Genomic DNA, 22127 nt, shown 5'->3' with positions numbered 1-22127 from the left:
GCCGGTTCCTCCACGTGTGCCGATCTTGACCGTTGTGCCACCGTACCCCGCTGACCTGCCGGGACGGAACGGGGTGCGGGGATTTGCCCCCGAGCGGCGGCACAGGACGGCTACGGCAGTGGTTCGCTCAGTTCGATGCAGCGCAGGGCGGCGGCCAGGGCCCGCTCGTCGCCGACGTCGAGAGCGGTGTCGGCGAACTTGATGACGTGTTCGTCCCCATGGGCCAGGGCCAGTGCCAGGATCTCCCCTGGCGCGATCCGGCCGGGCGGGGACCAGGCGACGGGCGCGGCGGGCGCGTACATCGCGGTCACCGCCGCCGAGGCCACCCACGCGGCACGCAGGCTCGGCAGCCACAGGCTCTCGGGCAGCGCGGGCAGGGTGCGCAGCACGGCGTTGGGCGCGGTGGCCGCGTGGACGAGCATCGTCTCCTCGCCGTGCCCGTGGGTGGCGTACCGGTGGGTCGCCGCCCGGACGAGTTCGGCGAGCCGCTGCCGCGCGCTCTGAGGGTCGCCGGCGCCGTCGGCCCATGCGGGGACGGCCGTCACGCGGGCCAGCCGGTCGGCGAAGCCCCCGGTGCGCTCGGCCAGGGGCGGCACGGCGTCGAGGGCCGCGCCGGCGCTGTCCGCCCCCGCTCGCAGCACACCGAGCCCCGTGACGGGCCGGTGGCGTGCGGCCCAGTAGCCCATGCCCTGGGCGAGTTCGCCGAGCCGCGGCCGGGTCTCCTCCCCGGCGAGCAGCGTGCGTACCGCGTGGCCGACCCTGATCACCGGATGCGTCGACCCGCCGTACATGCCCGGCAGCAGCCGCGGCCACCACTGGCCGAGCACGTCCCGCCACGGGCGTTCGGCGACCTCCCGCCCGAAGAAGGCGATCCAGTCGGCCAGCCGGCGCGGGTCGCCCAGCGCCTCCCGCCAGTCGGCGGCCGCCACGGGCGCGGTGCCCGAGGGGAACTCCTCCAGCTTCGGGGCGTACCGGTCGAGCCAGCGGTGCACATCCCCCGCGAGCCCGTGTGCGGCCAGTGCCTCGACCGCCATCGGCGCGTGGTTGCTGAGCCGGCCCAGGCGCTCCGGCCCGGTCCGGTGCAGCCGTTCGAGTGCCTCGTCGAGTACCCCTGTTCCGTCCATGCAGCGGACGTTAGGGCGCGCGCCCGCCCCGTGTAACCGGCGCAGGTCCTAGGTCCGAGGACCCCGCCGGGGGAGTCCCGAGCGAGGAGAGGGCGGCCTGCGGAGGAGGTGTACGCCCACGGCGGCCGACATCAGGACCACGTAGACGGCGAACAGCATTCCCGCGTCCCGCAGGTCGAGCGCGAGGGCGAGGGCGCCGACTCCGACCACCGGCACGGAGATGCCGACATAGGCCACGACGAAGAAGGCCGAGATCGTCGCGCCCCGGTGCTCTTCCGGAGCCGCCGCACTCACCCCGGTGAGGCCCGCACGGAACGACATGCCCTGGCCGAGGCCGCCGATCATGGCGCCCACCACCAGCACGGCCAGGGACTCCACGAGCAGCGATGTCGCCACCACGGCCATCCCCGCGGTCATCAGCAGGCATCCGGCGGGCAGCGCGCGCCGCGGGCCCACGCGTCCCGTCAGCAGCTGGCCGGCGGTGGAGGAGCCGAACACGGAGAAGACGACCGCGGCGATGACGGCCAGGTTGTCCTCGCCCAGTGTCTCCTCGAGGAAGCTCGGTGCCACCGCGGTGAAGAGTCCGAGCAGGGAGAAGCCGGCGAACGCCGCCAGCCCGGCCGGGACGAACGCCGCCCGGGTCTGCGGCGGCACGACCATGCCCTGCGGGCGCAGCGGGGGCCGGGGCGTGCGGCGTGCCACCGTCTCGGGCAGCGCGAACGTGACGGCGAGGGCCGCCAGGAGCAGGGCGATGTGCACGAGGAAGGGCAGGCGCAGCGGCCACGGCGCGTACTGGGCCAGGATTCCCGACAGCAGCGGTCCGCACCCCAGGCCGCCCATGTTGGCGGCGGTGGCCGCGAACGCCGCCCGCGCCTCCCGCCCGGGAGGCGCCAGTTCGAGGACGGCGGCGGTGGCGGCGCCACTGAACAGCCCGGCGGAGAACCCGGAGAGCAGCCGGCCGGTGAACAGCAGCGGCAGCCCGTTCTGGAAGAGGAAGCACACCGCGCTCAGCAGCGACAGCACGAGTGCGGCCACCAGCACCGGCCGCCGCCCCAGGACGTCCGAGAAGTCGCCGGCGATCAGCAGGGCGGCGATCACTCCGATCGCGTACACCGCGAAGACCACCGTGACGACCAGTTCGGAGAACCCGATCCGTTCGCGGTAGAGCCCGTAGAGCGGCGTGGGCAGCGTGGTGCCCGCCATACCGACCGCGAACACCCCCGCGGCGGCGATGTACGAGGCCCGCCCGCGGCGTGCCCCGCCGGCTTGAGCGATCACGCACCCAATCTAGGGCGTGTTCCGGCGGAGCACGGTGCGGCGGGGCCGCGGTCAGGCGGCGGGCGCCAGTTCGGTCCGGCCGAAGAGCAGGGCGTAGCCCTCGGGGAGCTGTTCGAGGATCCGGGTGACCAGGGCGGTCCCGGCCAGCCGGGCGACGACCGCGAGGACGGTGCAGGCGTTCCAGCGCGCCGTGGCGGGCGTGCCGCCGGTGCGGACCGCCAGCTCGCGGACGAAGGCGTCCCCGGGAAGCGGCACGGTGGCGGGGATCTCGGCGGTGAGGACCAGCGCGGCCTCGACGGGCAGGCAGGCGGCCAGGTCGACGCGTTCGTCACCGGTCACCTGCCGGCCGAGCCCGGCGAGCACGCTGCGCACCGCCTCCTCGGCCCGCTCCAGCGTGGGGTGGGCGCCGTCGTACCGCACCCTTTCCAGCATCTGGTGGAACGTCATGGCCACAGCGGGCCGTCCCGTTTGAGGCTGGGGGAACATCAGGAACCTCCGCGGCGGTCGTTCGTGGGCCGGTGTCCGGCCGTCCGGCGCGCGTCTACCCCCGATTCCGGCGAGTATGACGGCCTTGCCGCATTCGGTGGAAAAACGTCACGCGACGGCCTCGTCACCCCCATCGTTCCCCGCGTGTGGCACGGGCGGGTAACGCCGCGTTACAAGCCGGTGTCGAACGGCGGGATGTCAGCGGACACCGAGGGCAGAGGCGGCTGCCCGCGCCGTGACGATTCACCCGAACGGACGATGGCGACACCGGCGGGACGCCGCGTTCGGGGCCCCGGACGACACGGGACCGCCGGCCGACGCGAGGTCGGCCGGCGGTCCCGGGGCGGTCGGCGAACCGGCTACTGGCGTGTCTCCAGGACGGCTTCGCCGAAGCGGTCGGACCGGCTGCCCGTCACCCGGACCGACGTGGTCCGTCCGTGCGCGGCCGGCACCCGCACGAAGGCGTGCACGAAGCCCGTCGCCCCGGCCCGGCCGGTCACGGCGACCCGGCCGCCGATGCGTACGGTCCACGCCTCGTGCGCGGCCAGTCCGGCCGCCGTCACCGACACGGTCGTGCCCCCGGGCGACTGCCGGGGCGACACGTCGACCACGAACGGCGTGCCGGAGTGCGACGCGCGCACCGGCTGGAGGTCGTCCGCGGTCATCGGCGTCATGAGCAGGTACCGGTCCGCGACGTAGGAGACGATCGGGCCGTGGACCTCGAAGCCCGCCGTCGCCCACAGCGGCCGGCCGGACGGCACGGAGAGGGTGCGGGAGACCGGTGCGCCCTCCTGCGTGCTGCGGGGGGTGGGGATCTTCTCGTTGTGGAAGTAGCTCGTCCCCGCGTAGACCTCGGTGCCCTCACCGGCCGTGAGGATGAACTCGGCGCTGTAGGCCGCCGGGCGGTTGGTGAGGGTCATCGACACGGGGTCACCCGCGCGCCGGGACGTACCGCGGTGGAACGTCGCGTAGAAGGGCTCCGCCATGGCCGGCCGGCCGCTGAGCCCGCTCTGCTGCCCGTTGCGGTAGGTCGCGACGGCCACCCCGTCGAGGACCAGGTCCAGGTGGTCCACGCCGGTCGTGTCGTAGGAACGGGTGAAGGTGACGCCGGGGTCGATCATCAGGGTCGTGAAGACCACGTCCCCGCCGGTCAGCTTGTAGCGCAGCGTCGGGAAGGCGGTGCGGTCGGTCCTGTTGGTGTAGCTCAGCTTCGCGGCGTGCGCCGCCTTCGCGTCCTTGACGAGCGACGCCGAGCTCGGGGTCGACGCGACCGGTGTCCAGCTCACCGACTTGCTCTGTCCGGCACGGCCGTCGGCCTGGACCACCGTGAGGGTCGCCGTGAGCTTCTCGGCCCTGGTCTCGACCAGGTCCGACTTCCAGCTGAGCCAGGGCCAGCCGGTGGAGTCGACCGGGACGGTCCGGTTCAGGTAGGTGTGCCAGACGCTCCGGATGGTGACCTTGACCTTGCCCTTGCCCTGGACCCCGCCGGTCAGCGCGACCAAGGGGTTGCCGTCGAAGGCCTGCTGGTCGACGTGGTCGAGGTCGCGCAGGACCAGCGGGCTGACGGTGAAGGAGTCGGCCGCGGTGCGGCCGGCGTAGCGGACCTCCATGGTCTGCTTCCCGGCGGTGAGTCCGGTCGGCAGGGTGACCGAGCGGGCCGCGCCGCCGTCGTCGCTGGTGCGTCCGCTCGCGAGCACCTTCCCCGAGCCCTTGAGGCGGATCTGGAAGTCCACGGCAGGGGTCAGGCCGGTCGCGACCACGATCACGGGCCGGCCGGGCACCGCGTAGTCGGGTGTGACGGTGACCGTCGGCCGGGCGCCGGGGGTGCCGGTCGGCGGGCCGGTGCGCGGATCGCTCGTGACCGTCACGTAGGTGCTGCGGCCGGTGTCGCCGTACCCGACGCGGCCGAGGTAGACCCCGCCGCTGCGCAGGCCGTTCCAGGCCAGGGTGACCGGGGTCGAGCCGCCGATCGTCAGGTGCGCCGTGGCGGGCCGGGCCGTGAACGTGCCTTCTGCGCCCTTGTCGTTCAGGGCGAAGCTGGTCACGGTGAACGCCAAGGGTCCGGTCCCGGCGAAGAAGTCGACCTCGACCTGGTAGAGGCCGGCGGGGACGTCGTCCAGGTCGATCCGCTCGTCGGCGGAGTCGGTGGCCGCCCGGGCGAAAAGCGACTTGTCGCCGTAGGCGTTCAGTCGGTAGACCGACAGGTCGAGGTCGGCGGTGTTGTCGGCGGCGTCGAGGTCGAACCGCGCGTGCGTCGTCCCGGCCGGGATCTGCACGATGTGGTTCTGCGCCGGGCTGCCGACGGTCCCGGAGCCCTGGACCCGCTGGCCCCGGGCCAGGCCGGTCACCGTCACCGGCACGTCGCGGGCGTCGCCGCCGCGCAGGGCCGCGGTGGCGCGGCCGGTACTGCCCGCGGCCGCGAGTGCCGCCGGCGCGACCAGGGCCACCGGGCGCACCGCGAGGGCGCTGCGCACGCTCTGGGAACCGTTCCGCCAGGTCAGGTAGCCGGTCGCGTACTCGTCCAGCGGGGCCGTGGTCCGGGTGAAGGTCACCCGGAAGCTCTTGGACTGGCCCGGTGCCGTGAAGCTCAGGACCGACGGCTCGACCTTGGTCTCCACACCGGGGATCCGCACCGCGTCCGCGGTGAAGGTCCCGGCCGCGGTCGAGGTCACCGTACGCGTCACGGTCTGCTGTCCGGCGAGCGAACCGACACCGATCGAGGCGAGGTTGAGGTCGGACGGGGCGGGTGCGGAGGGGTCGCCGCCGAGGGCCGCGACGTACCGCGCCCAGTCGGCCGGGCCGTTGAGGTAGAGCAGCCCGGGGTTCAGGTAGCGGGTCGGGTCGACCTGGCCGTTGCCCTGCGCGAACACGTCCGCGGACGGCTTCCCGTCGCCGCCGACGGTCGGGGAAGTGGTCGTCATCAGCGCGGACTTGATCTCGGCGGGAGTCGCCTGCGGATGGACTCCGAGGTACAGCGCGGCGAGACCGGCCACGTGCGGCGACGCCATCGAGGTGCCCGACATGAAGGTGAACCCGGGACGTCCGCCCGCGGGGTTCGCTCCGTCGGCCAGGATGCCCACGCCGGGGGCCGCGAGGTCGGGCTTGATGAGGTCGCCGCCGTCGGCCGTCAGCGGTCCGCGCGAGGAGAATCCGGCGATCTGCGGGGCGGCGGCCGACGCGAGGTGGTGCGGGTTGCCGTCGACCAGCGTGACCGTCGGGTTCGCGGTGCCGGCGTACGCGACGAGGGTGTCGTAGCCGTCCGCGTCGATGTGGAGGGTCGGCACGGAGTGCGCGTCCAGGTCCACCGAGTCGGGCGTCGGGTTCACCAGGATCATCCCGGTGCCGCCCGCGCGCTTGACCTCGGCCGACTTGGCCAGCCGGTCGACCGTTCCCCGCTCGCACAGCACGATCCTGCCGGTCACCTTGGCCGGGTCCAGGGTCTGCGGGCCGCAGAGCTGCGGCTGGCCGGCCCCGTCGGCCCCGGCGGCGGACGCCGCCACCAGCGGACCGCTGACACCGCGGCCGCCCGCGGGCACCGAGACCGAGGCACCGAGCAGGTTCACGCCGTCGCCCAGCTCGGCCGTGGCCTCACGGGTCGGGATGGTGCTCGCCGCGGCGGTGGTGATCCACGGCGACGCGTTGTCGACGGTACTGGCGTCGGGGCCCGCGTTGCCGCCCGCCGTGGCGACGAAGATGCCGCTCGCGGCGGCGTTGCGGAACGCCTCGTCGACGACCGAGTCGGTGCTCTGGGCACCGCCCGCCGAGCCGATCGAGTAGTTGATCACGTCGACGTTGTCGGCCACGGCCGCGTCGATCGCGGCGAGCAGGTCGCCGGTGGCGCACCCGTCGTCCTCGGGGCTCGCGGCGTCGGGACCGCTCCAGCAGGCCTTGTAGGCCGCGATCTTGGCGGCGGGGGAGACACCGGAGATCCTGCCCAGCGCGACACCGCCGAGGTCTGCCTCCACGCCGTTGGCGCCGGCGGCCGTACTGGCCGTGTGCGAACCGTGCGCCTCGCCGTCGCGCGGCGAGAGGTACTCGCCGATAGCGGTGCCGCCTGTGTTGCCGGCGCCGAAATTGTCGACGAAGTAGCGCGCGGACACCAGTTTGGTGGAGCAGTCCGCGGCGGTGAACTGCACGCCCGGCGTGCACGTGCCGCTGAACGTGCCGCCGTCGGCCTTGCGGTACTTGACGGTGGTGCCGTCGAGATAGGGCTCGGAACCCGGTTCCGTGCCGAGCGGGGCGCCGGCGAACGACGGGTTCTCGGGGGCGATGCCCGTGTCGACGACGCCGACCACGATGCCCTGGCCGGCCTTCCCGACACCGCCGTTGGCGGCCCACACGCCGTGGTCGCCGCTCAGGCCGAGGTAGTCGGTCGAGGTCGTGGCGGCCAGCGGCTTGCGCAGCTCGTCCTTGACCACCGACACCACCGTCGGGTCGGTGCGCAGCCGTTCGGCCTGCTCCGGCTCCAGTTCGGCCGTGAAGCCGTTGAGGGCGGCGGAGTACGAGGAGATGACGCGGGCGCCGACCGAGGCGGCCGCGTCCCGCTGGCCCTGCCGCAGATGGTCGCGGTAGGCACGGACCGGTGCGGAGTCGGCCTTCAGGCCCTCTCCCGCCCGCGGCGCGGTGCGCTCCTTGCCCGCCACACCACCGGTGTACGTCGCCGCGGCGGGCTCGCGCAGGGTGACGATGTACCGCCCCGCGACGGGCGGTTGACCTGTGGTGGGCGGGGTGCCGGTGGCCGACGGAGCCGGGAGCGGTGCCGCGACGGCGGGCGACTCGGCGACGGCCAGGGGGAAGAGCAGGCCGACGGCCGCGACGGCCGCGGCGACGGATCGCCGCTTCACCGGGAGGCGGGCTGGCGGAGGTGCAAGTGCCACCAAAGCTCCTTCTTCGGGGGATGGCCGGCCGTACCGGCGGAGTGAACGCCGCGCGGGCGCACACTAGTTCTAGCCGGATGATCCTCCGATGACCAAGAGTTGGTGTTTCCGATACCGGACAGTGGCCACAAGGGGCCACGCCCTTCTCAGGAGGGCGGGGCGTCCGTGCGGCGGCCGGCCTCCCGGGCGGCCTGCTCCAGCCGGTCCCGGTGGCTCTCCCACCACGACCGGTCACCCGCGGGCAGGTTGTCGTTGCCCTCGCTCATCCCGACGGCACCGTCGATGAGTTCACGGACGATGTCGGCATGCCCGGCGTGCCGGTGCGTCTCCGTTGCCACGTGCACCAGGATCTGATGCAGCATCACCTCCTGCCGTCCCTCGGACCACCAGGGCACACGACCCGTCGCGTCCAGGTCCAGCTCGGCGATCGTGGCGTCCGCGTGCCGCCACACCCGCTGGTACAGGCCCACGATCTGCTCGCGCGACTCGTCCGCGGTCGCCCACAGGTCCGCGTTGGGCTCGGCGTCCTCGGCGATCCACGGCAGCGCCTCACCGAAGGGGCGCCCGAACGTGTCGCCGAAGTACCCGGCCTCGACGCCGGCGGCGTGCTTCACCAGACCCAGCAGATTCGTGCCGGTCGGCGTCATCGGGCGGCGCACGTCGTACTCGGAGAGTCCGTCGAGCTTCCAGAGGAGCGCGTTGCGCCCGGATTGCAGGTAGCGGCAGAGGTCGGACTTCTGCTTCGGTTCGATCATGCGGGGAGTCTGCCATCCGGCACGCCGGCCCCGCCCGGGGTTTTACGGCGGCCCGGGGTCACGTGGTCGTCGGTGTCCGTGGGGTCGAGTAGAAGAACTGACCGGTGCCGAGAGGCTCCCGCGCACGCCGAAGGTCACTGCCGCGGCGCCGATGGCGGCGCAGCACCAGAGGATGGACAGCTTCAGATGAAGGTGTGCGTACCTCGCCATGGCGCCTTCCCTCCCCCATCCGCCTCCCCGTGGCGCCCTACAGCTCCCACTGTGCACAACGTGCCCGCTGTGGCAAGGCGCCCGCCGTGCCCTCCCCGTCCGGACAGCAGGTATTGGCCCTTCGGTCACCGGACGATCGTCTTCCACTTTTTTCGTGTAGTGGGAAGGAATCCCGTTCCGCCGTGGTTAGACAGACCTGTCTACTCAATACGGAGAGACCGATCTACTCACCACAGGACGGTGGCATGCCCGAGCAGCGCACCTCACACGACCACGGCGGCACCGCCACGCTGACGGCGGAGGCCGACCTCGTGGAAGACGCCCGCCGGACGGGCGCTCCCGTCGTCCCCTCCGCGGGTCGGCACCGGTCCGCGAAGGGGGTACTGCCCCAGGGGGCGGCGCTCTACCTGCTGGCCTCGATCATCGTGTCGTTCCTTGCGGCATCCAGTGCGCCGACCCCGCTCTACGCCGTCTACCAGCAGGAATGGGGATTCAGCCCGGTCACGACCACCCTGGTGTTCGGGGTGTACGCGATCGCCGTGCTCGTGTCCCTCCTCACCCTGGGACGGCTGTCGGACCACCTCGGCCGGCGCCCGGTCCTGCTGGTGGCGCTCGCCGCCCAGGCGGCCGCGATGGTCGTGTTCGCGACCGCTCACGGCGTGCCGGAGCTGATGATCGGCCGAGTGGTCCAGGGTGTGTCCACGGGTGCCGCGCTGGGCGCCGTCGGCGCCGGAATGCTGGACGTCGACAAGCGGCGGGGGACCGTCGCCAACTCCTTCGCCCCCGGTCTCGGCACCGCCAGCGGTTCCTTGATCTCCGCTTTCCTCGTCCAGTACCTCCCGGCGCCCACGCACCTGGTCTACCTGGTCCTGGTCGCGGTCTTCGCCCTCCAGGCCGTGGGTGTGTTCCTGATGAAGGAGACTCTGAAGCCCACCCCCGGGGCGCTGGGCACCCTGGTGCCGGACATCAAGCTGCCCCGGACGGTGCGGCGGGCGGTCCTCAACGCCGCCCCGGTCCTGATAGCCGTCTGGGCGCTGGCGGGCTTCTACGGTTCCCTGGGCCCGGCCCTGGTGCGGACCATGACCCATTCCACGTCCGCGGTCTACGGCGGCCTGGCCCTGTTCGTACTGGCCGGGGTGGCCGCCGCGGCGACCCTCGTGCTGCGCACCGCACCCCCGCGCGGGGTCATGCTCACCGGTATCGGGACCCTCGTCGCGGGCGTCGCGCTGACCCTGCTGGCGATCGGGACCGGCTCCACCGCCCTGTTCTTCACCGGCACCGCCATCGCCGGCATCGGCTTCGGCAGCGGCTTCCAGGGCGGCATCCGCACGGTGATGCCGCTGACCGCGGCCCACGAGCGGTCCGGAGTGCTGTCGCTGCTGTACGTCGTGTCCTACCTGGGCATGGGCCTGCCCGCGGTCGTCGCCGGATACCTCGTCGTCCACGCCGGGGGTCTGCTGACCACGGCACGGGAGTACGGGGTCGCGGTCATCGTCCTCGCCCTGCTGGCGCTGGCCGGCCTGCTGACGGAGAAGCGCCATGTCGGCGGCCCCGCACAGCACTAGGGTGAATGCGGGCAGGCAGCACGCGGACCACACGGAACCGGAGGGAGTGCCGATGGCAGCCAAGGCCACGGGATCGTCCGCCGGGCACGCCGAGGCGAGGCCCTCCGCCCGCGCGCGCCTGCTGAAGGCGGCCAACGAGCTGTTCTACGACGAGGGAGTGCAGACCGTCGGCATCGACCGGGTCATCGACCGGGCCGGTGTGGCCAAGGCGTCCCTCTACAACACCTTCGGCAGCAAGGACGAGTTGGTCCATGCCTACCTGGAGGCCAGGCACGCCGCCACCGCCCGTCGCGTGCTCGCCGCCGTCGATCGGCACGACACCCCGCGCGACCGGCTGCTCGGCGTCTTCGACGCCCAGGCGGAGGCGTTCACCGGCCCCGGGTACCGCGGCTGCGCGTTCATCGCGGCCGGTGCCGAGGCCAAGCCCGGCAGCAGGACGGAAGAGGCCTCGAACGACTACCGGGCCTGGGTGCGCGGTCTGCTGACCCGGCTGGCGCGGGAGGCGGGTGTCGTGGATGCGGAGGCCCTCGGGCGCCGGCTGCAGCTGCTCTACGACGGCTCCGCCGTCTCCGTCCGGATGGACGGGGACCCCGGCGCGGGCTCCGCGGCGCGGGCGGTCGCCGAGGTGCTGCTGGACGCGGCCCTGGCCGGCCAGGCGCCGGACCCCGGCGGCAGCCCCGGGTGACCGCGCCTGCCAGGGCGAGCACGTCGACGCCCGCGATGTCGAGGAAGTCGCCGCCGGGGACGCGCAGGAGCTCCGAGAACTCCGGCGGGCCCCGCATGTGCGGTTGACGCGGACGACGTGGGTCACCGGTACCCGGTAGCGCGCGGCGGTTCACAGGGCGAAGCGCCGTTGGGCCCGGGATCGCCGAAGACCGCGCTCCTCCCGTGGTGGCGCGCGCGGCGGGGTGTCCCACGACCGTAGGAGCGCCCCATGGAGGGGCAAATCGGCGCAGGTCACGCGCTGTTCACCGGTCATCCGTGCCGGCGGGGCACGGGCCGCGGCCCGTGGAGGGCGTCTGGCCGCGGCCCACGGTGTTAGGCCGACCGGAAGGGGCTCTTCGCGGCGAATTCATGTATTTGCGCATGCATCTTTCTAGCGTCGGGACCGCACTGCTCACCCAGGGCAGTGGACGAAAGGCGGTAGTCCTGATGCAGGCCCCAATGCGACCTGACGCTCCCCAAGAGCCGGCAGGCGGCCACCTGTCCCGAAGGAAACTCTTCGTCGCGGCAGGTGCGGCCGTCGCCGTCGCGACCATAGGCGCGGGCGTCGCCGACGCCGCGACGGCCACCGGCGGTCCGGGGAGCCCCGCCCCGGAGGACGTGGCTGCGAAGAAGGCCAAGGTCAAGGCCCCCAAGGGCACGTGGCTCGCCGGCGACACTCATGTGCACGACGACCACTCCTCCGACGGCAGCGGTCCCCGCCAGACCTCGAAGCAGACCCTCCCGGGCAACCTCCCGGTAGGCGACCAGATCGCGCAGGGCGAGAAGGTCGGCCTGGACTTCATGCCGCTGACCGACCACCGCACCTACGACCAGGTGTGGGACCCGCAGTGGGCCTCCTCCGCCCTGCTCCTGCTGCCCGGTGAGGAGGCCAACGGCTCCCCGCACGCCATCGTGCTCGGCAACGTCGACGTGGTGGTCGACGGCGCCAACCCGCCCGGTTCGGCGGCCTACCGGCACGTCCAGCAGTCGGTGTGGGACGTCCACGCCCAGAACGCCGTGTGGTCGCAGGCGCACCCCGACGACGGCGAGTACACGCGGGCCGGCGGCGTCAACGCCAACGCCAGTGTGCAGGGCAGCGACCTGGTCGAGGTGCTGAACGTCGCGAGCGACCCCGACGTGGAGATGGAGTACGCCGAGAACCGCTGGAACCACGGCTTCCGCTTCGGTGTGGCCGCCGCCAGCGACTGCCACTTCCGCGAGCTGTGGGACATCGACAGCCCCGGCGAGCCCACCACCCGGGTCTTCGCCGCGCAGCGGTCGGTCCGCGGCATCCTCGACGGCTTCCAGGCCGGCCGCACCAGCGTCTCGCAGAACATCACCGGTCCGTTCGTCACGCTGGAGGCCGACGCCGACGGCGACGGCGTCTTCGAGGCGATCGGCGGCGACGAGATCGTGGTCCCCGCTCGCAAGCTCCCCCGCAAGGCGAGCCTGCGGGTGAAGGTGAAGTCCGGCAAGGGCACCACCGTGCACGTGTACGCCGCGCCCGGACGCTCCGCCGGCCCGGTCGCCACCTTCGTCCCGCGGACGGCGAACGAGACGTACGAACTGCCGCTCGACATCAAGGGCGGCGACCACACCTGGTACCGGGTCGAGGTCCGTTCGCCCGGCAGCGCGTCGGGCTCGGAGGCCGACCCGACCCTCCCGGACCAGCTGCGCGCCGCGACCTCCCCGATCTTCCTGTCGGTCGGCGCGCCCGCCGAACCCGCCCCGGAGATCCCGCTGCCCGCCGCGGACACCACCGCCGACCGTGCGGACCGGGTCACCGGTGAGACGGGCCTGTTCACCGGCTTCGCCGACGTGGCGGTGGTCGGTGACGTCACCCACGTCGTCGCCGAGGTGCACGAGGACCAGGCGACCCGGGTCGTCCACGTCATGCTCGACCGCAAGGGCCGGCCCGGCAAGGTCCGTACCCTGTCCGGCGATTCGCCGACCGCCCGCTTCCCGCGGATCGCCGCCCACGGCGACGACGTGTGGGTGGTGTGGCAGGACGAACTCGGCAAGGAGCAGCCGCACCGGCCGGTGGTCCTGATGGCGACCAGCGGCAACGGCGGCCAGTCCTTCAAGGCCCCCCAGAAGATCAGCAAGGGCAAGGGGCGGGCGATCCAGCCGGCGCTGGCTCTCGTGGAGGACAAGCACCCGCTGGTCGTCTGGTCCGACAACAGCGGCGGCGCCTTCGACGTGTACGCGCAGATCGTCGGCGTCGACAAGGCCGCGGTGAACGTGTCCGCGGCGGGCAAGACCACCAGCCCCGGCACCCCCGCCGACGCACGGTCACCCCGCTACCCCGCCTCGCTCTTCCCGGCCGTCACCGTCGTCGACGGCAAGCGCGCCGTCGTGACCTGGCAGGACGACCGCTACGACCCGGACCCGCTGTGGACCGGGCACACCCCGCCGGCCGGTCAGCCCGCGAGCGGCGGCACCGACCCCGACAACTGGCAGATCCTCGCCGCGGTCCGCACCGCACCGGGCCGCCCCTGGGGCACCCCGGTCGCGGTGAGCGCGGTCACCGACCGCGCGGACCGGCACCCGAGCGTCGCGGTCGACGCGCACGGCACGCTCGTGGCGGTCTGGGAGTCCGGCGCCCTGCAGAGCTCCGGCGCCAACCTCCAGCTGCGGTCCAGCACTTCCACCGACGGCGGTGCCACCTGGGGTCCGTACCGGCAGGTCGCCCTCGACCCGAACGCCATGAGCCAGCGGGCGCGGCTGGCCCAGGACCCCGACGGCCGCGTGCGGGCGGTCTGGTACGACTCCCGCTCCGCCGACTGGCGTTGGAAGGTCCTCACTGCCACCGTCGACGCCGCCGGCACCTGGTCGGCGGCCGAGCAGGTCACCACGCTCGGCAACAACACCTGGCCCGCCCTGCACGGCGGCACGGTCGTCTTCACCACCGACCGCGACGCCACCCGCACCCAGCGGGACGTCACCCAGCAGGTCTACCGGACCCGGCTGGCCTGATCCGTGTGCCCGTCCGGCCCCGGAACCGTACGGCGATCGCCGTCACCGGGGCCGGACGGCCGCGGCGGTGCGGCACCCTCCATCGTTGCGCCGTGTCGAGTCACACCGTGGTAATCGGCGCTGCGCACATCGTGGTACGGGACATACCGGCGCCGGCGCCAGAGGTACCAGTACGCGTAGCCCACCCCCTTGAGGACGCCGAGGACGGAACGGACGGCGAGATCGCGGAGCACGGGGAGTCCTGAGGTTGTCCAAGAGGGCCGGCTGATGCCGTGTCCGCATCGAAACGGACGCCGGGGACGGGGGGATTGCCGCAGGGCGTCGGCCGGGCGAACGCGGCTGTGCGCGCCGGTGTGTGGCGCTGCGCGGGAGGCGCCCGGCGGGAGTTCGTACCGGCCGCTGGACCGGTTATCGAAACGTGTCTTGACCTGCACAGCACAAGGCTCGTAACTTCCGCCTGCTCGATCATTTCAAGACGAGCTTCACACATGGCCTTGGGGGCAATCGCATGAACTGGTACCTCGACGTGCTCAAGAAGTACGCCGACTTCAACGGGCGGGCGCGCCGCACCGAGTACTGGATGTTCACGCTGTTCAACGTGATCATCTACGTCGTGCTGCTCCTCGTGGGTCGCGCCATCGGCTTCTCCCTGCTGCCGGCCCTGTACGGGATCGCGGTGCTCCTGCCCACGATCGCCGTCGGTGTCCGCCGGCTGCACGACACCGGCCGTACCGGCTGGCTGTACCTGCTCGGCCTGATCCCGTGCGTCGGCGGCATCATCCTGCTGGTCTTCTTCTGCGGCGACAGCCAGCCCGGCGACAACGAGTACGGGGTGAACCCGAAGCTCGTCGCCGGTCCGGCCGTCTGACGTCCCCCGCGGCGCACGGCGGAGCGGTCCTGGACGACGGCGTCCGGGACCGCCCCGCCGTGCGCCGACGCCGTCCGCGGGTCAGGCGGCGATCACGGCCGCGGTCGTCCGGCCGCCGTCCACGTCGAGGGTGATCCCGTGGACGAACCGCGCCTCGTCGGAGGCGAGGTACACCGCGGCCTGGGCGATGTCCTCGGGGGAGCCGACGGTTCCCGCCGGAGTACCCACCATCAGCGCTTCGGCGCTGTGCCCGGGGGCCAGGATCACTCCCGGGGAGATGGCGTTGACGCGTACTCCGCTCGCCCCGAACTCGGCGGCCCACGCGCGCGTGAGCGTCTCCACCGCGCCCTTGGTGGAGCTGTAGAGCGCGCCGCGGGGCAGGCCCAACCGCGCGATCCACGAACCCAGGTTGACGATCGCGCCACCGCCGGCCGCGGCCATGGCCGGGGCGACCGCCGCCGTGAGGAAGAACGGCGCCTTCATGTTGACGGCGATGACCCGGTCGAAGGTCTCCTCGTCGGTCTCGGGTGTCGCCGGGCCCGGGTAGATGCCCGCGTTGTTGACCAGGATGTCGATGCGCCCGCCGAGGGCCCGGCCGGCCTCCTCGGCCAGCTGCCGCGAGGCGGCGGCGCTGCCGTCGAGGTCCGCGGGGACGAACGTGGCGGCGCCGCCCCGGGCGCGGATTTCCGCCACGACCTCTTCCCCGCGCTCCTTGCTGCGCCCCGAGACGGCCACGTGCGCCCCCTCCGCACCGAAGGCCAGGGCGATGGCCCGGCCGATGTTGCTGGTGGCCCCGGTGACCAGGGCGGTCTTGTGCTGCAGACGTGCGGTCATGATCGTGCTGCCCCTCTGGGTGCGGACGGAACGGGGTCCACCTTGCGTCGAGGAAATTGGACCCGCAAGTCCATCTTTCGGGGGCCGGCACGGGCGCGGCCCGCGCTGCCCGGCGGTCTCAGCCCACGCCCGCGGCCCATTCCCCGAGCGCGGCGAAGTCGCCGGGGGCCAGCCCGATCCGCGGGTCGATGCGGTGCAGCAGGGCCGGACCCTCGTGGTGGGCGGCCACCCAGGCACGATCCGCATCGGTGATCTCGTCGTCCACCCACGCGAACGCACGGCCCTCCGCCCATGCCACGATCTCCGGGGTCTTCCAGAACACACCGCCGCCCGGCTCCGCACGGGGCGAGGCCCACGCGACGAACGGCAGCGCGGGCAGCCCCAGCACCGGGGCGATGAAGTCGTTGGCCTCGTCCTCCCACATGGTGGCCCACACCAGGTCGAAGGGCAGCGCCCGCAACGCGGGCCCGTGCTCTGGATTGAGCCACACGCGAAGGGGCCTGATCCGCCTGCCCGTCAGCCCCCATGCGGACCGCCGGGCCTGCTCGGCCGCCGCCCAGCGGGGTGTGAGCATCCGGTGCGTCCCGTAGCCGTGCGGCCGTTGGTGCCGCTTCGCCGCGTACGGATTCAGCGGTCCGTCCACGTCCACCATCAGTACCGGGCGCATCCCGCCCCACCCCCTCGGTCCTGTGTGCGGAACCCTAGCCGGGACCTCGCCTCTCCCGCCCGGGAAAAAATCGGCACCGCGGCCGCAACGCCCGCGGGCGCCGCGCGTCTGTGTGGACGAATGGACCGTCGCGCCGTGCCCGCGCGACGGTGCTCCCAGGCACCCACACCCAAGGACGAACGTGAGAACAACCCGCTGGGCGATCCCGGTTGCCCTGCTGTGCCTCGGCGGACTGTCGGCCTGCTCCTCCGCACCCGAGGCCGCCGACGTGCCGGAGCCCACCAAGGCGTCGGTGCGCCAGTCGTCGGCCGGCAAGCCCTCGCAGCGGCCCGGCCTGCGCCCGCCCAGTGCCCACCCGCCCGTCGCCTACAAGCCCAGCTGGCCCGACCGGACCACCCGCACCAAAGCCGGGTACCTCGTCGACACCTGTGTCCCGGAGTCACTCCGCGACAAGGCGACGACGCTGACCACCAGCGACGGCGTCCATCTGTCCGCCCTCGAACTCGGCGACGGCCCCGACGGTGTGCTCCTCGATCACGAACAGGGCTACAACATCTGCTCGTTCCTCGGCATCGGGAGGAAGCTCGCCGCGCGCGGCTACCGTGTGGTGATCCCGGAGTACCGCAACCACGGGGCGTCCGAGCACCTCGCGGACAACGAGCACATCGAGCGCGACGCACGTGCGGGCCTCGCCGAACTCAAGCGCCTCGGTGCGAAGCGGGTCTTCCTCGGCGGCGCGTCGTGCGGCGGCAGCACGGCCGCCGTCGTCGGGGCCGAGGGCGAACTTCCCGTGGTGGGGCTGCTGATGATGTCCTCACCCGCCCGGTGCGGCGGCGTGGACGCGGTGGCGGCGGCGCGGAAGATCGACGCCCCGTCCCTGTTCGTCGTGTCCCCGGGGGACATGCTGGGCGCGGTGGAGAAGCAGGTGCGTGAGGTCTACGCGGCGTCGGCGGCCACGCAGAAGCGGCTCGTCATCGATCAGAGCGGCTACCACGGGACCGACATGATCCGGCGCGGGCGGCGCGGCGCCGCCCTGGAACGCGACGTCATCGCGTTCGTCGTGGCCGCGTACGACAAGGCGCGCTGACGTCCGGTCCGTTCCCGGCGGGCTTCCCGGTGCCCGAGCCCGGGACCTGGGTGTGTCGGCCGGAACGTGCTGGTTTAGGGTGAAAGCACCACCGGGGCACAGGGTTTCGGTGGAGGCGCGGGCGGATGATGTGATCTCCCTAGGGTAATTCTGCCCGCGCCGCGCAGTCATGCCCGCGCCCTCTGCCTCAGGCCCGTACGACGTCCGCGCGGCACGCGTCGTCCCGGCCGCGGACGGCCCGGCGACGCGCACCGCGCGGCGGTGGTCGGTCGGTCAGCTCTCCTGTGTCGTGCGTTCGAGCAGGGCCTTCTCGACGGCGTTCTGCACCCGGGCGTCCTCGCGCACCTTGCGGCGTGCGCGGGCGCGGCGTGCGAGGAGGAACCAGCCGACGAGGGCCGCGATCACGACGACGACGAGCACGAGCAGCGTCCACGGGACGGCCCAGCCGTGGGCCGTGGCCTGGACTGCCTTGAGCGGGGTGGTGGTGCCCGAGGCGTCGGTGAGGAGCGGGGAGAGGGTCGCCTTCGCCGTCAGGCTCACGGCCGGCGCGACGCCGTGGACGGGCACCTTCACCTGCCAGGTCTCGCCGGGCAGCAGTTCCGGCGAGGCGGGGATGCTGCCGGCCTCGGCGCTCAGCCATCCGAACGGGCCCGTGACGGAGACCGCCTGGCGGGTCGACAAGGTGGCGTTGCCGGTGTTGTGAATGGTGTAGGTGACGGTGGCGTCGCCCTTGGCGAACGGGTTCGCGGTGCCGGCGTAGTCGACGTGCAGGTCCTCGACCGCCAACTGCGGCTTGAGCGCGCCGCTGACCCGCAGCTTGACCCGGATGCCCAGGCGCCGGTCCACGTTGATGCCCGCGGCGTCGTCGGACTGCTTGAGGGAGGTGAGGATGCCGCCCACGTGGTCGCCGGGCGTGGCGTTGGCGGGGACGCTGACGGTGAAGGGGATCTGCGCGGTCTTGCCGGGCTTGATCTCGACACTGTCGCGGTCGGCGTGGACCCAGGCCCCGATGCCGACGGACTTCTTGTCCTTGGTGAGCAGGTCGAGCTGACCCGTCTCGGTGGTGTAGCCGTCCGCGGCGTAGAGCGCCAGGCGGAGCGTGGACTTGCTGTGGTTGGCCACGACCATGGCGTCCTTGACCTGGCCGCCGGGGTTCACGTCGTAGCTGTAGCTGGACCGGTCGTCGCCGTACCCGTTCGCGGCCGTCCTGACCGTCCAGGTGACGTCGCCGTCGGCCGCCCGCGCGGGGCCGCCGCTCAGGCCGGTGAACGCGAAGGCCAGGAGCAGGGCCAGGGCGACGGTGCGGACGCGCGCGATGGCGGCGGTCGTCCGGTGCGGTACGGGTGCGTGCATCTCGGGATTCTCCTGCAACGGGGAGGCGGGGCGGGCACCGGACGGTGCCCGCCCCGCCAAGGTGGAACGGGTCCGATCAGCTGCTGAGCGCGGTGATCGTCAGGGTGGCGCGGTAGTCACCCTTCTGGACGCTGTCCGGGATCTTCAGATCCAGGTCGGCGCCCACCTTGGCCTCGCCGCGCGGGTGGCCCTGCTCGGCGGAGGCGAGACCACGCGAGATCGCGAGGCCCTGGCCCTGGTCGTCGTAGCCCGAGGCGACCGACGCGTTGGCCGTGGCGCCCGCACCGTCGACCAGGACGCGGGGCGTCCAGCCGAGGAAGGAAGCCGCGAACGTCTTGTCGGCGTCCTTGAACGCGCTGACGCTGGCCGAGACCGACCACGGGGCGAGCGAGCGGCGGCTGTCGGAGACGACGATCGGGTTGATCCGGCCGTCGGCCTCGAAGTGGTTGCCGTTCTTCTCCTCGGCGGTGCCGAGGTCCACCAGGCCGTTGTAGCCGTCGATCGTCCAGCCGAACTCGCCCGGAGCCGGGTTCGGGACGTTGACCTGGAGGTCCTGCGCGTCACCGTGGTACGGGTGCACCGTGACGTCGTCGACGTGCGAACCGACCGGCTGGTCGGCGCCGTTGGCGGCGCTGCGGATGTTCTCGACCACGAGCTTGTCGTTGCGCACCTGCACCTTGACGTAGGTGCGGACGTGCTCCTGGTTCTGAACCGAGTTGTACCAGTAGTTCTTCGGGTTCAGCGGGTCGGCGCCGTTGCCCGCACCACTCGTGCCGCTGTTGTCCGGCGCGGTGATGTCGTAGTACTTCGAGCCCGAGGCGGAGTTGGCCGTCACGTACAGGACGCCGCCGGGACCCGGGTACACGTCGGCGGCACCCGGCTTCTCGGCCGGGTTCTCCTTCTCGCCGTTCTTGATCAGGTAGCTGCGGGAGTAGCTGTGGTCGTGGCCCTGCAGGACCAGGTCCACACCGAGCTTGGAGAACGTGGTCGGGAAGTCCAGACGACGCTGCTTGTTGTCGCCGTCCTTGGCGTGCGAGGCCGGCGAGTAGATCGCGTGGTGGTAGACGAGGACCTTCCACTTGGCCTCGTTGCCGTGCTTGTTGATGACGTCGGTCACGTAGTTCACGTGTGCCGCGTCACCGGCGCCGTTGGCGGAGTTGTAGCTGTTGCTGTTCAGGTCGATGAACAGGACATCCTTGTAGATGTACCAGTAGTCACCGCCCGACTTGGTGCCGTCGGGGTTCCCGTTGTCGTAGTACGGGGCCGAACGGTCGGTGTTCGGGGTGGTGAAGTGCTGCTCGTAGGCCTTGCCGCCGACGTCGTGGTTACCGATGGTGGCGGCCCACGGGTACTGGCGGAGTCCGTCCGGGGCGAGGAAGGAGTTCCACTGGGACTCGGTGTTCGCCGTCTCGACCTGGTCACCACCCGACACCAGGATCTCGGCGTTCGGGTTGGCCTTCAGCGACACGTCGACCGTGTCCTGCCAGCCGGCCTGGTCAGCGGCCAGGTTGCCGGAGGAGCCGATCTGCGGGTCGCCGTAGAACAGGAAGTCGTAGTCGCCCTCGAAGTCCTGCGTCTTGAAGGCGTACGCCGTCGACCAGTTGCCGTCGGTGCCGACTCGGTAGGAGTAGGCCGTGTTCTCCTTCAGACCGGTGATCGTCGCGTGGCGGTTGAAGCCGCCGCTGGTCGCGATGTTCGCCGCGCCGATGGCGTCGAAGGTGGTGGCGTCGGCCGGGAACTCGCCGTTGACGAGCGCCGCGGTCGGGACGACCTGGACCTTCTGCGCCGTGTCGGCGGAGGAGTACCACGTGACGGTGCGCTGCGACTCGTTGGAGCCCACGCCGAGCACGATGCCGGTGATCGTGGACGCGTCAGCGGCGGTGGCGGGGGTCGCCAGGCCGCTGCCGAGGGCCACGCTCAGGCCGAGAAATGCCGCGGTGGCGCCAGTGGCGACACGGCGCCGCACAGGCCCGGAAGCCTGCGAGGAGTTGCTCGATCTCATGAGTTTTCGATCCTCTTGTGCACGATGTGTGTGCATGGAATGGAGATCAATAAACTGTCGGCTGTTGGTAAAGGGAAGCCAAATGCGATCTTCGAGTTGTCTGAACAACACACGGAAGGTATGTCGGTTTCAGACGCCGAACGCCCGCTGCACAAACCAGACCAGACCCATCGCGGCCACGCCCGCGGAGATGACACCTGTCGTCCACAGGCCGGTAACCGGCGACCGACGGCGGAGCAGGATCAGCACCGGGAAGACCACGGCGATGATGGCCAGCTGCACGGTCTCGATGCCCACGTTGAACACCAGCAGCGACCACAGCAGCGTCCACGACCATGCCGCCTCGATGCCCAGCGCGCCCGCGAAGCCGAGTCCGTGCACAAGACCGAAGCAGAACACGACGCCCAGGCGCGACCAGCCCGCGCGGTCCAGGCTGAAGTGCCCGCCTCCCGCGGTCTCCAAGTCCGTGGCATGACCGCGACGACGCCAGATCCGCCACAGGTGCCAGCCGGCCACCACTGCGATCGACAGGGCGATGACGGGCTCCACGATCCGCGAGGGCACATCGACCACACCGAGCGCGGCAAGCATGAACGTCACCGAGTGCGCCAGTGTGAAGCTGGTCGCGGCGAGCACGATCTCCCGCGGCCGGCGCGAACCCGCGATGAGCGCCAGCAGGAACAGGATGTGGTCGATACCGGTCAGCAGGTGCTCGGCGCCCAGGCGGAAGAACTCCCAGAACCGCTCGTACCACGTCTGGCTGATCGAGAAGGACGGGTGCTCCGCGTCGATGGCCGCGCTGCCCGAGCGGCCGTCGAGGTCGTAGGTGACGATCGTCTTGACACCCTTGACGTAGCCCTCGGAGTCGGCGAACAGCCCGCCGCGCACCGCGTGGTCGTCGCCCTCCGCGGCGCAGGCCCAGTCGAGCGTCAGGCCGGCGTACGGCACGCCCTCCCGCTGCCCCATAGTGAACCCGCCGACCTGCGACGGGGTGCAGGCCTTGCCGGCGGAGGAGACGGAGAAGCGCTTGGTGACATAGGCGACCGCCGACGCGGCGTGGGCGTCGAGCGCCGCTCCCTGCGCCTTCTCGTCACCCGCGTCGAACGCTGCGGTGCCCTCCTTGAAGAGGGCGTCGTCGTGCTGGTAGTCGGCGGTCGACACGACGAAGAGGTCGTACTCGAGTTGCAGCGTCGTCCGTGTCCGGCCCTCGTCCCCCGAGGTGACGTTGACGTACACGGTCGACGAGAACCCGTGGGCCTGCGCCGGTTGTGCCAGGCCCAGGAAAGCGATCACGGCCGCGGCTGTCCCGATGACGGCGCGGCGGACACGTTGTGACATGT

Annotated in this window: 15 protein-coding genes; 5 read left to right on the top strand and 10 right to left on the bottom strand. The window is 72.2% G+C overall.

Translation table 11 applies throughout. The annotated features are described in order from the left end of the window. Window positions 1–110: 110 nt before the first annotated feature. The 5 genes from ACIP9H_RS07310 to ACIP9H_RS07290 all read right to left on the bottom strand — a co-directional run bounded on the left by ACIP9H_RS07310 (window position 111) and on the right by ACIP9H_RS07290 (window position 8520). A complete protein-coding gene (locus ACIP9H_RS07310; RefSeq protein WP_401958004.1) occupies window positions 111–1124 on the bottom strand; it encodes a questin oxidase family protein in 1014 nt (337 codons plus the stop codon). Between the two features lie 48 nt (window positions 1125–1172). After that, window positions 1173–2402, bottom strand: coding sequence for an MFS transporter (locus tag ACIP9H_RS07305; protein WP_401582131.1), 1230 nt, complete (start codon window positions 2400–2402; stop codon window positions 1173–1175). A 51-nt stretch (window positions 2403–2453) separates the two neighbouring features. Then, window positions 2454–2888: a DUF2267 domain-containing protein gene (locus tag ACIP9H_RS07300; protein WP_401582129.1), complete on the bottom strand. Its 435-nt coding sequence runs from the start codon at window positions 2886–2888 to the stop codon at window positions 2454–2456. Window positions 2889–3247: 359 nt separating this feature from the next. Continuing rightward, window positions 3248–7765 carry a S8 family serine peptidase gene (locus ACIP9H_RS07295; RefSeq protein WP_401958001.1) on the bottom strand — a complete coding sequence of 1506 codons (4518 nt, stop codon included), beginning with the start codon at window positions 7763–7765 and terminating at the stop codon, window positions 3248–3250. Window positions 7766–7911: 146 nt separating this feature from the next. Further along, window positions 7912–8520, bottom strand: coding sequence for a DinB family protein (locus ACIP9H_RS07290; RefSeq protein WP_401582124.1), 609 nt, complete (start codon window positions 8518–8520; stop codon window positions 7912–7914). A 455-nt stretch (window positions 8521–8975) separates the two neighbouring features. Between ACIP9H_RS07290 and ACIP9H_RS07285 the strand changes: the two genes are divergently transcribed. The 4 genes from ACIP9H_RS07285 to ACIP9H_RS07270 all read left to right on the top strand — a co-directional run bounded on the left by ACIP9H_RS07285 (window position 8976) and on the right by ACIP9H_RS07270 (window position 14844). Next, a complete protein-coding gene (locus ACIP9H_RS07285; RefSeq protein ID WP_401582123.1) occupies window positions 8976–10295 on the top strand; it encodes an MFS transporter in 1320 nt (439 codons plus the stop codon). 52 nt (window positions 10296–10347) lie between these two features. After that, entirely contained in the window at window positions 10348–10980 is a 633-nt protein-coding gene (locus tag ACIP9H_RS07280; protein ID WP_401582121.1) for a TetR/AcrR family transcriptional regulator, read from the top strand. A 479-nt stretch (window positions 10981–11459) separates the two neighbouring features. Then, entirely contained in the window at window positions 11460–13976 is a 2517-nt protein-coding gene (locus ACIP9H_RS07275; protein ID WP_401582119.1) for a CehA/McbA family metallohydrolase, read from the top strand. A 508-nt stretch (window positions 13977–14484) separates the two neighbouring features. Continuing rightward, window positions 14485–14844: a DUF805 domain-containing protein gene (locus ACIP9H_RS07270; RefSeq protein ID WP_401582117.1), complete on the top strand. Its 360-nt coding sequence runs from the start codon at window positions 14485–14487 to the stop codon at window positions 14842–14844. A gap of 81 nt (window positions 14845–14925) precedes the next feature. On the opposite strand, the gene ACIP9H_RS07265 is transcribed toward ACIP9H_RS07270, so the two are convergent. Together ACIP9H_RS07265 and ACIP9H_RS07260 are read right to left on the bottom strand one after the other, a co-directional pair. Beyond that, complete coding sequence (locus ACIP9H_RS07265) at window positions 14926–15678, bottom strand: SDR family NAD(P)-dependent oxidoreductase (protein WP_401582115.1); 753 nt, start codon at window positions 15676–15678, stop codon at window positions 14926–14928. Window positions 15679–15796: 118 nt separating this feature from the next. Further along, window positions 15797–16345 carry a hypothetical protein gene (locus ACIP9H_RS07260; RefSeq protein WP_401582112.1) on the bottom strand — a complete coding sequence of 183 codons (549 nt, stop codon included), beginning with the start codon at window positions 16343–16345 and terminating at the stop codon, window positions 15797–15799. 181 nt (window positions 16346–16526) lie between these two features. On the opposite strand from ACIP9H_RS07260, the gene ACIP9H_RS07255 reads away from it, so the two are divergent. Beyond that, window positions 16527–17432 carry an alpha/beta hydrolase gene (locus tag ACIP9H_RS07255; RefSeq protein ID WP_401582110.1) on the top strand — a complete coding sequence of 302 codons (906 nt, stop codon included), beginning with the start codon at window positions 16527–16529 and terminating at the stop codon, window positions 17430–17432. Between the two features lie 273 nt (window positions 17433–17705). Here the strand turns inward: ACIP9H_RS07255 and ACIP9H_RS07250 are convergent, their stop codons facing one another. The 3 genes from ACIP9H_RS07250 to ACIP9H_RS07240 all read right to left on the bottom strand — a co-directional run bounded on the left by ACIP9H_RS07250 (window position 17706) and on the right by ACIP9H_RS07240 (window position 22125). Continuing rightward, on the bottom strand, window positions 17706–18785 hold the full coding sequence (locus tag ACIP9H_RS07250) for a WxL protein peptidoglycan domain-containing protein (RefSeq protein ID WP_401582108.1): 1080 nt from the start codon (window positions 18783–18785) through the stop codon (window positions 17706–17708). Between the two features lie 76 nt (window positions 18786–18861). Beyond that, window positions 18862–20787, bottom strand: a complete 1926-nt coding sequence (locus ACIP9H_RS07245) for a fibronectin type III domain-containing protein (protein ID WP_401582106.1) — start codon at window positions 20785–20787, stop codon at window positions 18862–18864. A 129-nt stretch (window positions 20788–20916) separates the two neighbouring features. Continuing rightward, the gene (locus tag ACIP9H_RS07240) at window positions 20917–22125 is read right to left on the bottom strand and encodes a HupE/UreJ family protein (protein WP_401582104.1); all 1209 of its coding nucleotides are present in this window, start codon (window positions 22123–22125) and stop codon (window positions 20917–20919) included. Window positions 22126–22127: the final 2 nt, after the last annotated feature.

This window comes from Streptomyces sp. NPDC088732 (assembly GCF_044751205.1).
In the GTDB taxonomy this organism is placed as follows: domain Bacteria; phylum Actinomycetota; class Actinomycetes; order Streptomycetales; family Streptomycetaceae; genus Actinacidiphila.
Note: the sequence above shows the minus strand (reverse complement) of the source record. Positions and strands in the feature narration are given on the sequence as shown.

What these genes read in the sequence shown, in the direction of transcription:
- ACIP9H_RS07310 (WP_401958004.1), bottom strand. Translation starts at nt 1,124, where the DNA reads ATGGACGGAACAGGGGTACTCGACGAGGCACTCGAACGGCTGCACCGG.
- ACIP9H_RS07300 (WP_401582129.1), bottom strand. Translation starts at nt 2,888, where the DNA reads ATGTTCCCCCAGCCTCAAACGGGACGGCCCGCTGTGGCCATGACGTTC.
- ACIP9H_RS07290 (WP_401582124.1), bottom strand. Translation starts at nt 8,520, where the DNA reads ATGATCGAACCGAAGCAGAAGTCCGACCTCTGCCGCTACCTGCAATCC.
- ACIP9H_RS07285 (WP_401582123.1), top strand. Translation starts at nt 8,976, where the DNA reads ATGCCCGAGCAGCGCACCTCACACGACCACGGCGGCACCGCCACGCTG.
- ACIP9H_RS07280 (WP_401582121.1), top strand. Translation starts at nt 10,348, where the DNA reads ATGGCAGCCAAGGCCACGGGATCGTCCGCCGGGCACGCCGAGGCGAGG.
- ACIP9H_RS07275 (WP_401582119.1), top strand. Translation starts at nt 11,460, where the DNA reads ATGCGACCTGACGCTCCCCAAGAGCCGGCAGGCGGCCACCTGTCCCGA.
- ACIP9H_RS07270 (WP_401582117.1), top strand. Translation starts at nt 14,485, where the DNA reads ATGAACTGGTACCTCGACGTGCTCAAGAAGTACGCCGACTTCAACGGG.
- ACIP9H_RS07265 (WP_401582115.1), bottom strand. Translation starts at nt 15,678, where the DNA reads ATGACCGCACGTCTGCAGCACAAGACCGCCCTGGTCACCGGGGCCACC.
- ACIP9H_RS07260 (WP_401582112.1), bottom strand. Translation starts at nt 16,345, where the DNA reads ATGCGCCCGGTACTGATGGTGGACGTGGACGGACCGCTGAATCCGTAC.
- ACIP9H_RS07250 (WP_401582108.1), bottom strand. Translation starts at nt 18,785, where the DNA reads ATGCACGCACCCGTACCGCACCGGACGACCGCCGCCATCGCGCGCGTC.
- ACIP9H_RS07245 (WP_401582106.1), bottom strand. Translation starts at nt 20,787, where the DNA reads ATGAGATCGAGCAACTCCTCGCAGGCTTCCGGGCCTGTGCGGCGCCGT.
- ACIP9H_RS07240 (WP_401582104.1), bottom strand. Translation starts at nt 22,125, where the DNA reads ATGTCACAACGTGTCCGCCGCGCCGTCATCGGGACAGCCGCGGCCGTG.